The sequence below is a fragment of the Candidatus Melainabacteria bacterium genome, assembly GCA_003963305.1.
Classification (GTDB): Bacteria; Cyanobacteriota; Vampirovibrionia; order Obscuribacterales; family Obscuribacteraceae; genus PALSA-1081.
The window spans coordinates 276,343-289,391 of the sequence record RXJR01000028.1; the positions used below are offsets into that span (position 1 = coordinate 276,343).

General features: G+C 58.6%; 8 protein-coding genes. All 8 read right to left on the reverse strand.

Going from position 1 to position 13,049, the window contains the following annotated elements:
- Positions 1–257: 257 nt before the first annotated feature.
- The gene (locus tag EKK48_26180; GenBank protein RTL36721.1) at positions 258–1,595 is read right to left on the reverse strand and encodes a serine protease; all 1,338 of its coding nucleotides are present in this window, start codon (positions 1,593–1,595) and stop codon (positions 258–260) included.
- 53 nt (positions 1,596–1,648) lie between these two features.
- On the reverse strand, positions 1,649–2,683 hold the full coding sequence (locus EKK48_26185; GenBank protein RTL36722.1) for a hypothetical protein: 1,035 nt from the start codon (positions 2,681–2,683) through the stop codon (positions 1,649–1,651).
- 82 nt (positions 2,684–2,765) lie between these two features.
- A complete protein-coding gene (locus EKK48_26190) occupies positions 2,766–4,055 on the reverse strand; it encodes an insulinase family protein (GenBank protein RTL36723.1) in 1,290 nt (429 codons plus the stop codon).
- Positions 4,056–4,131: 76 nt separating this feature from the next.
- The gene (locus tag EKK48_26195; protein RTL36724.1) at positions 4,132–5,541 is read right to left on the reverse strand and encodes an insulinase family protein; all 1,410 of its coding nucleotides are present in this window, start codon (positions 5,539–5,541) and stop codon (positions 4,132–4,134) included.
- A 104-nt stretch (positions 5,542–5,645) separates the two neighbouring features.
- The gene (locus EKK48_26200) at positions 5,646–6,266 is read right to left on the reverse strand and encodes a DUF4442 domain-containing protein (protein RTL36725.1); all 621 of its coding nucleotides are present in this window, start codon (positions 6,264–6,266) and stop codon (positions 5,646–5,648) included.
- 185 nt (positions 6,267–6,451) lie between these two features.
- Positions 6,452–8,701 carry an acyl-CoA dehydrogenase gene (locus tag EKK48_26205; protein ID RTL36796.1) on the reverse strand — a complete coding sequence of 750 codons (2,250 nt, stop codon included), beginning with the start codon at positions 8,699–8,701 and terminating at the stop codon, positions 6,452–6,454.
- Positions 8,702–8,921: 220 nt separating this feature from the next.
- A complete protein-coding gene (locus EKK48_26210) occupies positions 8,922–11,522 on the reverse strand; it encodes a hypothetical protein (GenBank protein ID RTL36726.1) in 2,601 nt (866 codons plus the stop codon).
- 105 nt (positions 11,523–11,627) lie between these two features.
- Positions 11,628–13,031: a thiolase family protein gene (locus EKK48_26215; GenBank protein RTL36727.1), complete on the reverse strand. Its 1,404-nt coding sequence runs from the start codon at positions 13,029–13,031 to the stop codon at positions 11,628–11,630.
- Between the last annotated feature and the right edge of the window lie 18 nt (positions 13,032–13,049).

Here is a 13,049-nt window from a genome sequence, read left to right on the forward strand (position 1 = left end):
AGCCCTTCCAGCCGCCGATTGCCAATGTCAATAAACAAGCGCGAACTAAATCGCGCTCGTCCAGACCACCATACGGCGGTGCATCACTCCGGCAACTGCAACGAACCCAAACCTTGCAGGCTGGAATAAAGCGCACCATAATAAGCTGCGAGTACCGCAACCACACCCAGAAAGATAAGCACCGGTATCGCGAACGATACCAGTGCTTCCAGACCCCTCTTCATAGATCACCTTTTCGTCAGGTAGAACAGCTGATATCACTGGCGGTGCAGATCGTCAAGCGCCTCCTTCATGAAACGAGCCGGCAAAGCAAGGGTAACGCCGCCACCTTGCTGGGTGACGAACGACATGCTGACCACCTCGCCGTTGAGATTAACGACAGGGTTCCCAGAATCGCCTCTGTAGCCCTGGATGTTCTCGACCACGACTTCTTGACCCAGCGCATAACGCGAGTCGAGACCGGGCAAAGCGGCGAACGGCTTGACCTCGCTGACCTGACCGATGCTGTCGGAGGGACCACGGGTCCAACGAGCGCTGCTCGGATTGAAATGCTCAGGCAAAGGCAGCGTTCCCATGAAGACCTGACTGCCCGCCTTCGCTGGCTCGTCGGCGATCTTCAAGGGTTTGCATGCTTCAGCCGGAACTGCCGCCGTGAGAATGGAAATCTCACGTTCGCGCTTTTCCAGAACCTTTTTAGCCGGATAGCTCTGACCGTTGGACAGCGTCACTTCGAACCCGGCGAATTCCTCGTCGGTGACGTGACTGACAGTCGAGATCTCGCAGTTCCCCGCCTTGTCGATGCCTACGGCGAAGCCTGGTCCAACTCCGCCGGAGCGCTTGCCAGCCTGTGTCGTCCAGACGAAGACCATGCTCGGCTTCGTCAGGGCGTCCAGACGATCGGCCAATTTGGCACGTTCGTATGCTTCCGGAGTCGCATAGCTGACCGCACCCGAGGCCGAGACGTTGGCGTTCTGCTGAATGAAGCCTTCCAACTCCTGCGGACTGCAGATCACGCCCTCGGAGAGATCGGGAGAATCGCTCCTCTTCATTACGAATATGACGGCAGTCGGGCCGGTTGCCGGGCATGTATCAAAGTAGCCCCTCTGTTCGAATGTGGGCGCTATCGGCGTAACGGTCGTATCGCCGTCTACATGCGACTTCCCGAGGTTGTTTTGAAGTCCCGCTTTCGCCCTAGCTTCGAATTCAGCCTTAGCCGCAGCAAAATCGGACTTGCGCTTCGCATCATATTCGGTGTGCAAATCGAGGTCGATTTGTCCAAACTGAATTCGCTGCCCGGGATAGGCGCGAGCGAAAGCTTTCAGATCTTCGCGCAGACGGGAGCACTGTTCCGTGCCCCGGCAAAGCTGGATCAAATAACGATCGGCTGCGTCGACCTGCTCGTAACGCCCGGGCGGAATGACAGCAACATGCGTGCTGCCATTCTCGATCACGCCGCCGGACGTGGCGGGCGCATTCCCGATGCCACCTTCAGCGATGCCCAAGTCATCAGCACCCAATGCGGCACCGATCATTCCGAACGTGGCGCACATCAAAGCGGCGCCGAGCCAGAGAACCTTGCGGTTGGCATTTCTCATTGAGGTATCCTCACGATTTTTGTTGCACAAATTGGAAGCGATACTTGCGCCTTTCAGCGCAAGTTCGCCAGTTTTCCATCCTCACGAGCGCGATTCAACGCTTCTCGCGCCGTCAGTTGGGCATCAAGCCTCATCTTGAGGCAACGTTCGGCACTGAGCCCGAAGTTGAGACCAGCAACGTCGGGATCGCCTGTTTCGATAACCAGGTGCCTGGCCTGGTCAACATAGCGGTGATTACCCGCAAGCGGGCAGTGCACCTCGCACTCGGTGAAGAACAGGTAGAGCCAGTTCTTCACCTCTGCCGGCACCTCGGTGGCAGGACGAAAGGTGCTGAAGATTGCCGAGTCACGACAAAATTCAGCCGGACTGTAGTGAATGGTGGCACCATCACCAAGCAGCCGCATACCACCCTCGAAGTGATCCCACTGAGGCACGAACACCCTCTGCAGCGAACACGCCGAAGCCAGAACATGAGCCAGATCATGATCCTTGCCTCGGAATGAGACCAGGGTCTGCCGAAACAAATCAGCAGCGATCGGGTTCAAGTTGTCCTGCGGACGCAGATTGTAGCGCTCGACCATGCTGCGCATGGGTCGAGCCAGATCAACAAAACCGCCGATGCTGACCCTGAGCGGATCAGGCAGAGTGAGGCAGCTCAAGAACGTCTGCAAACTGCTGCCATGATGCCAGAAGCGAGTCGCAGCCTCAGTCATACGGACGACAGCAGAGCCCCAGCCACTTTCCATGAAAGCACCCGGGTCAGGCTTGAGAGAGCCTTCCATAGCCAGCTTGAGAAGTTCGTCGGACATTTCCTTCCAACCAGCCAGCAAGACCGTGACCGGGTCCTTGCAATCCTCGAGAGCTTCAAGAAAGATCTCAGTGATCTGGTCGGGAGTATACCCGTTCGTGTAGAAGGCTGCGACAATGGCGCCGACCGACACACCATGGATGGTGCCGAGCGGAATCCCTTGCGCCTCGAGTTCATCGAGCACGCCGATATGGCGAAAGCCGTTCACTCCACCGGCAGCCAACACCAGTTCGATGTCGGTGGCAGGCAGGCGAAACGGCGGATTCTGGTGAGCAACCATTTTCTCCTCCTGTTCGATGTTAGGGATAAAAACCAGCTCCGGTGTTTTCTTCGACCGGAGCTGATTTGCGGTTGTGGAAAAGTCAGTTCACCTTTCCGGCGACGACAGTGACAGCGTTTTCGAGACCGAAGTGAACGCGTATGGCGTCGTTCACCTGCTCGCGAGTGACCGCCTTGAGGCGCTGCGGATAGAGATCGATCTCCTCGACCCCGAGACCCGCAAACTCGAGATCGGCGATTGTGGTAGCCACTTTCATATCGGTGCGCAGCCCGAGTAGGAAAGCTTCGACAGCGCGACTGGCCTGGCTGCTGACTTCGAGTTCAGTGACTCCCTCATTGACGAACTCCGAGGTCACTTTGTCGACCAGCTCAAGCGCGCTCTCAACCTTCTGAGCATCGGTCGAGAGTGATATCGTCCACGGTGCGCCGCCGACATACAACTCCTGGAACCCGCTGTTGATGCCATACGTAAGCGAGTGCTTGACGCGCACAATCTTGCCCAGGCGCGATCCAATCGTATCGCCGCCCAGAATCAAGTTGCCGATGCGCGCGGCGCAGAAATCAGGATTCGACCACTTCACCGAGCTGGATCGGCCGATCACGACATCGAGATTGGCTTCGTCTCCAACCGGCACATCGAAGCGACTTTTCTGCGGCAGGGGCGCAGCGACAACAGCGATAGGCCGTGCCGTCGGCCCACGCCAATCACCCAGATACCGATCGATCAGAGCGAAAGCAACTTCGCTGTCAACGTCGCCGACGATCGAGATAACGCCACCGTGCGGTGCCACGTGCGCATCGTAGAAGCGGCGCAGCATTGAGCAATCGATGTCGTTCAGCTCAGCCTGGGCTTCGGCGAAGCTTCTTTCTGCGTAAGGTCCGCTCTCGTATAGCTTGCCAGCGAGAACGTTGCTCGCCATTTCGGCAGGCTCGTTGATGCGGCGCGTCAGATCTGAAGCCCACTGCTTCTTCGCGAGAGCAAGCTCCCCGCCATCGAAACGAGGGTTGCGCAGCAGTTCGGACATCAGTTGCATGGCGTCAGAAAAACTCGAAGCCGTGACAAACGCGCTCAAGCCGAAGCTGAACGTATCAGTCCCGAAACCGAGGCGACCCATGCCTTGAAGCATTCTGGCGATTTCTCGCTTGGAGTATTTGCGGGAACCCATCTTCAACTGGTGGGCAACCAGAGTCGGCACGAGCGAATAGCCGCCGGCTAAGGCATCGCCAGCGTGCAACTTGCCGACAATCGAGACCGCACCCGAGTTAGGAACAGACTTGACGAGCACCTTCAGACCATTGTGCAGAAGACGCTGCGCGACTGTATTGGCGATGCCCATCGGAATTCCCGCCGATGCACCCTGAGATTCTTTCATTGATTACTCCTGATGTTCCATACCAAAGACACCACTAGTAGTGCATGATTGAATGCACAACTCGGTTCTGTTCTGTTCAGGATTCTTCAGAATCCGAGTTCGTCGGAATAAACACGCCGACGGTGCGATTCGTTTCGGTGAAATACTTGCCAGCCACGCGCATGACGTCTTCGGATGTCACCTCGTCGAATAAGTCGTCGAATTCCACCTGCCAGCGCCAGTCACCGACGGCCGATTCACCTTCGCAAATCCACTTCACCCATTGCATAGGATCCTGAAGGCCAAGCACCGTGCTGACACGATTTGCTGCCCGCGCAAAAGCAAGCTCTTCCTCCGAAACTGGCTCCTGAGATAGTCTTGCCAGTTCAGAAAGAAGCACGGACTCAACTTTCTCGACCGACGTCTTGGGTGTGAGCGTCGTTTCGATAGTGAAAAGTCCAGGATCGCGAAACTCAAGCTGCGAGCAACCAGCGTCTGCGACCAACCCATTTTCAACCAGGGCTGAGTAGAGACGGCTGTCTGGATTGCTGCTGCCGCCCAGAATACGCGCAATCACTGCAAGCGCATAAGTGTCGTCCTGACTCGACTCCGGCACATGAAAACCCAGCCAGACCCGAGGCAAGTCGCCACTCTTGCGCACCTCGAAACGCCGCTCAGCTTCCTGGGGTGGCTCAACGTCGAATACGAGCGGTATCGGCTGAGGCGACCGCGGAATGTTTGCATAGTGCCGGGCGATCGCTGCCAGGACGACGATGTTCTCGACGGCGCCTCGACAGACGATGACGCAATTGTTCGGCCAGAGGTAGGTGTCGTAACACGCCCGAATTTGCGGCAGCGTCACGTTCTCGACATCCGGTCTCAGCCCGATCGCAGTCCAGCGATAAGGATGCTCCTGGAAAGCAGTTTCGAACATTTTGCCGAACATGATCCTGTCGGGATCTTTGCCACGCATGCTCATTTCTTCGAGAACAACACCACGCTCACTCTCCACCGGACCGGAATGAAGAAGCAAGTTGCGCATACGGTCAGCCTCGACCTCGATGGGGGTCTCGAAGTGTTGAGCCGAGACGCACTCGAAATAAGAAGTGCGGTCGAAGAAAGTGGTGGCGTTGAGCAACATGCCCAGCGGTCCGAATGTCTCAAAAACACCGGTGCCATTTTCCGGATTGTGCTTTTCGGTGCCCTTGAACATCAAGTGTTCCAGGAAGTGAAAGACGCCGGTCGTGCCTGAGAGATTGACGCGAGCCTGGCGAGAAAGGGCGCTGAAAAGACCTGCGGGCTTCTCGTTGCGGCTGCCGACGCGGAACATCTGCAAGTAAGTGAAGACTGGTTTGGAGTGGTCTTCCATGAGCACGACCTTGAGCCCATTGGCGTTCAAGACATACTCCGAGATGCCATGTGCGCTCTGCACATGCGTGAAGCCGAGTTCCTCTTCAGGAGTCGGCTTCCTTTCCTGGTCGCCGTGGCGCCCACTTGTTCTGGTCATGAGGATCTCTCCTTCTGAGTTTGACCTGAGAATACGAACATCCTGGTGACACCGAATGTGCCACCAGGTGATTGGTGTGATTGCGCCCTAGCCCGTGTCGCCGATCAAACTTTCGATTTCTCGGTGATCGGGCTGACGTGCCATTCCGCGATGAATGTGGCGACGAGCACGCCAGTCTCGTTCCCCTCGGGAGCGTGCGGCGCGCATGGTATAACAACAGCCCCTTCGGTGTCGGCCGAGCAAAGCTGGTATATATAGGCCCTCACTTCAAAGGTTCGCTTTTCCAGCGAAAATTCAACGGACGGCGCATAGCTGATGGCGACAAGCGTGCCGTGGGCGACTTTGTGATATTCCGTGCTCAGCTTGGCGACGATTCCGCGCAGTCCAGGCGGAAGACTGTGCAGGAAAGCAATTCCGGACGTCATTTCGCCCAGATTCGTCATCGCCACGGCGTGGATGGAAGGGACGAAGTTTCGCACGAACCAACGGTCTTTCATCGACACTTTGGCGTACCCCGGTGCCAGCTCCAGAACTTTGGCGCCGATCGTGCCCGTATAGGGGGCTTTGAGGTTAATGCGGGTGCTGAACAGCAAATTGCCGAAAGGCAGCTTGCTGCACATTTCCCACCCGTCGCGCAATACCGCACCGATGCCGCCCCGAGCCTTCTTCGGCGCCGCAGTTGAAATAGTCTTTGTCATGATGTTCTCCAGCGATGATGGCACCATTCTCGGTGCATTTTTCCAACTCTACTTACAGAACGCGCTCTCTCCAGTTCCCGAAATTGATCGATCACTGAGAGGCGCGTTCTTCCTTTAGTTATGTGGTATCAGAAGCGGTGCAGCCGAGATGGCTGCGCTCCATGTTTAGGTGCAGCCGGGACGGCTGCGCTCCATTACTTCGGCACCACTGCTCAGACTCGGAAGGCCTGAGCCGACGTTTCATCGCCCACGAAATACTCCGAGGCTTCGAACTCGTCAACCTGGATGGCCGTCTCCATCCAGTCGTAAGCGGCATTCAGCTGGGACGCTTCCAAAACATTGATCACGCCCAGTTTGGCAGCCCGCTCGATCAAAGCCGGACGGATATCGCCTTTCGGCAAGACCCCCTTCTTCTGAGCCTTGCTCAGTTTGGCAGCGGCGCCCCGAGCTTCCGTTTCGACTTCGAAAGCTCTGAGCAAAACGCCAAGACCAAGCGCGCTTCCCGGCGGCTGGTAGACATATTCGCTCAGTCGCAGGAACTGATCGTTGTATGTCTGCATGGTCGCCGCCGCCGCCTTCTTCTGACGGTCAGTCGGACCGACCGACAGAGTATTGAGGCGCAGCATCGGCAAGCCGACCTTGCGCATCAACCAGCCGACCACGGGCACTTCGAAGTTGGCGTAGATGCCCTCGAAAGCCCGCTGCACCTGCTGCAAAGCGTATTCGACCGCGTATTCGACGAGCGGAAGATCTTCTTCACGACGCCCTTCGCGTTCGAAACGCAGCAAGGCAAACTTCGCCCAGAGAATCCAACCGAACGCGTCGGTGAATCGCCCGGAGAGCATGCCCTTGACCTTGAGCTTGGGACCCATGGTCAGCAGCGTGCGGTCGATGAGCATGCCGAAGCGCGTCGTAGCCCAGTCCAGTCGACGATAGAAATCGACAGTCTCGGGTGCGACGTTCTCAGGCTTCGCGCTCGCCAGACCGACAGTCAAGTCGCGGGCCAGGCAGCGTCCTGCGCCCACCGCAGCATGGCCTAGCCAGGCGGCGAACTCGGTGCAGAACTGATTGGGAAGGTCCTGTTCCAGAGCCGTCAGCACATCGAGCGCGTACGGATGGCAGCGGGTCGCTCCCTGACCGGTAGTGAGCATGGTGCGCGTCATGATGCTGGCGCCTTCGACCGTCTTGCCGACCGGCAAAGATCCATACATGCGTCCGAGGATGTTCCGCGGTCCCTGCATCACTGCAGCACCCGCGAAGATGTCCATGCCTGCGATGACCACTTCGGCGCCGAGCTCGGTCGAAAACAGCTTGAGCGCGCCTGATATCACAGGCGGTGCAATGCCGGAATCGATGAGCGAGCAGACGCCAATGCGAGCCGCTTCCATCATGTAAGTAATGCCGTTGATGTGGGCGAGCTTCTCGATAATGCCCTCCATCTTGCCGATCGGCATGGCGAACTGCCGCCGCACCATGGAATAGGCGTTGGCGGAAGCGGCCGTCAAGAGCATGCCGCCCAGAGCGCCCGCCGGCAGCGAGATAGCGCGACCGCCAGCCAGCTGCTGCATGAGCATCTGCCATCCCCGCCCGGCGCCATCGACACCGCCGATGATGTCATTGACGGGCATGATCACGTTCGTGCCGGTGAGAGGCCCATTGAAGAAGCCGTCACCGATCGGAATGTGATGCTTGCCCTGCGTGAACCCGGGCGTTCCCCTCCACAAAAGTCCGCAAGTGACGCCGATGTCTGTGACCGGTTCACCATCTGCGTCTTTCCGACCGAGCAAGTGCTCGGGGTCGAAGAGCTGGAAGGAGAGCGTTGTGATGTCGGCGACCGGGCCCAGCGTCATGTAGCGCTTTCTGAAGTTGAGCCGCACTGCCAGCGTCTCGTCAGCCTGGCGAAACACCACACCCGAAGCCTCGATGTTGGCCGCATCGGAGCCATTCTTCGGTTCGGTCAGACCGAAACATGGGACAAGCTCTCCGGTGGCGAGCTTCCGAAGCAGCTTCTTCTGTTCGGACGTGCCGTAGTGCTTGATCAACTCCGCCGCCGACAGCGAGTTGGCGATCGTGATGTAGGTGCTGACTGCGGCTGAAACCTGACCGACCATGGTCAGAACAGTCGAGATAGCGAGCCAGGAGAAGCCCAGACCACCATCAGCTTGGGGAATCAAGAGACCCATGAAGCCCTGCTGGTGAATGAAGTCGATGACCTTCTTCGGCACTCGCCGCGTCTGATGAATTTTCCAGGCGTCGACCATGCGACACAGATCCTTGCAGGGTCCGTTGATGAACGCCGCCTCACGATCGGTGAGACCATTGAAAGGCAACGCCGAGTAAGCCCTCCAGTCAATCTTGCTGCCGAAGAGACCGCCGTCGATCGAAACATCGCCTGCCTGCAGCGCCAATCGTTCGCTGTCCGAGATGCTCGGCATGGGGAAAAACTTGAGCGCAAGCTGCATGACAGCCCCGCTCGGTCGTCCACGCAGAAGCTCGCTCAGAACCGTCTTCTTCACCTTCCTGGAGCCGCGACCGGCTTTCGTTTCTACACTCATTTCTGTCTCCCTTATCTGGAGGTGAGCAAGCAAGACCATCTCGCTGTGCTCAAAAATATTGCCGTGTGGGCTCGAAAGTCCACACGACTTAGCGTTATTCAGCGCACCATGACAGAGGCAGAAGAGGCTACGCCTGCTTCTTGTCGTTGACCTCGATCAAGAGCTCGGCAGCCTCAGCCTGCCGCTGCACCTCGAAGTAGTGCGCCCAGTTCGTCGGATCGTCCAGCTTGATGTCTTCGCCGTTGCGCTCATAGAGACGCAGCAGTTCGGACGGCTGGAAGTTCTTGCGCCAGGTCTCCGGGCCGGCGCTGGCGATGATGCGGCTGAGTCCGGCGAAGACCCGCACGCCCTGCGCATTGAGGTAGCCAATCGGTCCGCCCCAGACGCCGGTCAAACCGGTGCCAAGAACGAACGCAGCGTCGCCATAAATGCGGTGCTCGGGCGCCACCACATTTTCTTCGATGACACGCACCGCTTCATTGGCGATTGCGCCAAGAAGCAGAGTCTGAATGGCCTCACGCGAGAACGACTTGTTCTCGCCCAGACCAGGGAAAGCCGCCTTCAACGCGGGGTTGATAATCAGCTTGCCCTTCTTGTCGCGCGCCTGCTTGCCCTTCTCCCAGACGTAAATACCACGCCCGGTCTTCTCGCCGAGATCGCCCAGCTCGAGGAGAATTTTGAGCACATTGCGCCCGTCTTCCGGCAACGCCATGCGATCGCCAAGCGCCTCATGAAGAGTCCTGGCGACGCTCGCCACGATATCGGCGCCGACCTTATCGAGCAGCGCCGCCGGTCCCATGGGAGCGCCGGAGTGCTTGATTGCCTTGTCGATTTCGTCCGGAGGAACGCCCTCGGCAAGCAAGTGGGCCAGTATGACGAGATACGGACCAAGCTCGCGATTGAGCTTGAAGCCGCGCATGTTGAACACCGGCAGCGGTGCCTTGTTCATGGCCGCGACCAGTTGCACGCCGACGGCCATGGTTTCGTCAGTGGTGGCAGCCGCGCGACCGACCTCGACCACATTCATTTGCTCGGGCGGATTGAAGAAGTGCAGCCCGCCAAAGCGCTGCGCCTGCTCTCCCAGGTCGCTCGCCAGAGAGTCGAGATCGAGCGCCGACGTATTGGTGAGCAAGAACCACGGGTTCTGATTGGTGCGCGACTTCATGACCTCGACGATCTGGGCATAGCTGTTGCGCTTAAACCCCTCCTTTTCCGGCACAGCCTCAATGATCGCATCGCACTCGCGCAGTGCATCATAGTCGAGAGAGTAGACGATTTTCGCCATCGCCCGGAACTTCTCGTCTTCCGTCAGCCCGGACTTTACGAGATGCTTTTCGATGCGAACCATCGCATCGTTCAAGGCCTCTGCCTTGACGTCGATCAAGACAAGACTCTCGATGCTCTCGGACGCGGCCGCCAGAGCAGCTATGCCCGCACCCATCGGACCACCAGCTCCGACAATAGCGAGCTTCTTGATGGACGGCGCAACCACCCTGGCAAAGGCGTTTTTGGCGCCGCCCTTCTTGACGAAGAGCGAGACCAGCCCGCGCCCAAAGGGTGAACGAGCTTCCCTGGCGAACAGTTGCGATTCCAGACCCGAAGCCTCGGCGTCGGACAGGTCTCGCACCTGCATGATCAGACCGGCGACGCTTACCGGACCGCTCAGATTGCTCTTCGCCTTGATCTGCAGGACGATCGTCTGAGCCAGCCACTGCCGCATGGAAACGTCGAAGGACGCACCAATTGCGATGGCACCAGCCAGCAAGGCTGTGACGAAGATGTTCGGACCAACGAGCATCGTCGCAAGCCAGCCATAGGCATTCGGACCGCCGATGATTGTAGCCAGCACCTCATAGAAGATGCCGACGCCAATAAGCGTGGAGGCGAAGTGCTCCATGACACTCGGAGCCACCACATCCATGAGCACCTGACCACGCTTGCGACCGAAGAGTCCCTTCAGCTCGCGAGCGGTGCGCAGAGCGCGCCGCCACCTGGTCTGCTGCTGCAGAGACGCCTTGAGAATTTTCCTCCATGTAGGCGACTGCAAGCAGTAGTGTTCGGCGCTCGCCATCATCTGCTCATAGCTGCCGCAAAGCCCGTCGATCAAGCCCATCTCCTGAGCCTCAACAGCCTTCAGGCGCTTGAACCCGGCCACGAACTCGACCGCATCGGTCAGACGCGCCATCCGCTGAGCGACATGAATGCTGCCCTTGAACCCGGGAATGAGCCCGACCAGACATTCCGGCAGCTGCACGGCACTCATCTGCTCGCTGCCGCTGATGCCGAGAATGTGATTGCAGAAAAGCGCCATCTCGAAACCGCCGCCCTTCCACTCGCCATTGATAGCAGCGACCGTGGGGAAAGGCATGTTGCTGAGGCGACCGAGAATGCGCTTCGCTTCTTCTGTGACCTTGACGAATGCATTGACGTCAGGATCATGCTGCAGGCGGTGGATCTCCTTGATGTCGGCGCCTGCAATACCGGGCTTCTCGAAGGGCGTGCTGACGATCAGACCGCGACAATCACGGTCCTGCGCAATCACATCCAGGATGCGATTCAGGTCATAGAGAGTGGCCGGCTGAATGGTGTTCACCGGTCCGGGAGAGTTGAGAAGCAGCGTGTAAACGCCCTTCGAGCTGCGGCTCAAGTTGAAGACTACGCTGTCGCGAACGACAAGCGGGGTAACTTCCTGACCGCGCGAGCCGAAACCGAAATTTCTCTTTGTCATAGATTCCTCACGTTGTTGTGGCGTCTGCGCCTGGTAGTCGACAGTTCGACATCAGCCGGTCAGCAGGATGCTGTCCGACCGGTTCTTCTTGATGCGCTCAGACCCTCAATCGGGTTCGTAGCGCTTGACGAGAACGGCAGTGCCCATGCCCCCGGCAGCGCATTGCGTGCCCAGGGCATATTCCATGCCAGGCTCGTGACGCCGCAAATAAACTTCGCGAGCGATCATGCCGAGCAAGCGCGCTCCGGTGGCGCCGAGCGGATGCCCGATCGAGATGCCGCCGCCATAGAGATTGGACTTGTTCACGTCGATGCCGAGCACCTTCATGATCGCCGCCCAGATATGCGCGAAAGCTTCATTGATCTCCCAGTAGCCGATATTCGAGACGCTCATGTGGCGCCGCGCTAAAAGCCGCTGAACAGCAGGAACAGGACCCAGCCCCATTGTCATGGCGTCGCATCCAGCCGCTTCGAAGTCGACGACTTCAGCGAGGATGGTGGCGCCGAGCTTGATAGCAGCTTCTTCGCTGGCGAGCACCACAGCGACGCCGCAACCGCCCATGCCGGAGGCATTGGCAGCCGTGACGAGACCGCCCGTGTCAGGCAGCGCCCGCAAGCCGGCCACCTTTTCGAGAGTGGTGGCGCGCGGACCCTCGTCTTCGGTGACAAGACCGACACCCGGCACGAGGAAGGGAGCGATCTCGAGCGCCATACGTTCGCGACCGGCGAGCGCCCGCTCATGCGACAGAACTGCAAGCGCATCAGCGTCGCCCCGTTTGATGCCGCAAAGATTGGACACCGTCTGAGCAGTCTTGGCCATGCCGGCACGTCGCGGATCGATAGCGTTCAGCGAAGTAGCAAGACCGCTCTCGCCGTAGGCGCCGAAGACCAGACCGGGACCGTAGTGCTTGCCGAAGCCGAACATCGTCAGCCATTTGCCCCACGGTTTTGTCGTCACATTGCGCAGCCTGCGATTGAAGCCTGAATTGCGCACTGAACTCGGCACCAGATAGGATGTGTCGGCCATGCTCTCGGCACCGGCAGCGATACCGATCTCGATGTATCCCTCGTTAATCTGTCTGAAGATTTCACGAGAAGCATCCATGCTCGACGAGCACTGGCGGTTGATGGTCAGACAGTGGGTACTGTCTTTCAGACCACCGGCTTCTGCCGCGTGCTTGGCGAAGTTGCTCGTGAACGCATCCTGAGCCACCTGCCCAGCCGCCAGAGCGCCAATTTTGCTGACATCAATGATGCCCGCTTCGGCGATGGCCGCCCGCACAGCCTCGCCCACCAGATCTTTGGCCGAAACCTGCCGCGCCATGCTCAGGCTGGGAGTGCGCTTGCAGGCGATGACGACAACGCGCCGCCTTTTGAACTGCTTCTTTGATTCTGACATTTCGGTCCTCCAAGTTCGATTAGCGATGACGACACGCCACCGCATGTGGTTCGGCAGGGGATTGACTCCCTTGCCGAACCTGAGCGAGCACCACCGCACTGCGGCGTGCATATGTACTATGCGGGGGCG

What these genes read in the sequence shown, in the direction of transcription:
- EKK48_26215 (RTL36727.1), bottom strand. Translation starts at nt 13,031, where the DNA reads ATGCACGCCGCAGTGCGGTGGTGCTCGCTCAGGTTCGGCAAGGGAGTC.
- EKK48_26180 (RTL36721.1), bottom strand. Translation starts at nt 1,595, where the DNA reads ATGAGAAATGCCAACCGCAAGGTTCTCTGGCTCGGCGCCGCTTTGATG.
- EKK48_26200 (RTL36725.1), bottom strand. Translation starts at nt 6,266, where the DNA reads ATGGTGCCATCATCGCTGGAGAACATCATGACAAAGACTATTTCAACT.
- EKK48_26195 (RTL36724.1), bottom strand. Translation starts at nt 5,541, where the DNA reads ATGACCAGAACAAGTGGGCGCCACGGCGACCAGGAAAGGAAGCCGACT.
- EKK48_26205 (RTL36796.1), bottom strand. Translation starts at nt 8,701, where the DNA reads ATGCAGCTTGCGCTCAAGTTTTTCCCCATGCCGAGCATCTCGGACAGC.
- EKK48_26210 (RTL36726.1), bottom strand. Translation starts at nt 11,522, where the DNA reads ATGACAAAGAGAAATTTCGGTTTCGGCTCGCGCGGTCAGGAAGTTACC.
- EKK48_26185 (RTL36722.1), bottom strand. Translation starts at nt 2,683, where the DNA reads ATGGTTGCTCACCAGAATCCGCCGTTTCGCCTGCCTGCCACCGACATC.
- EKK48_26190 (RTL36723.1), bottom strand. Translation starts at nt 4,055, where the DNA reads ATGAAAGAATCTCAGGGTGCATCGGCGGGAATTCCGATGGGCATCGCC.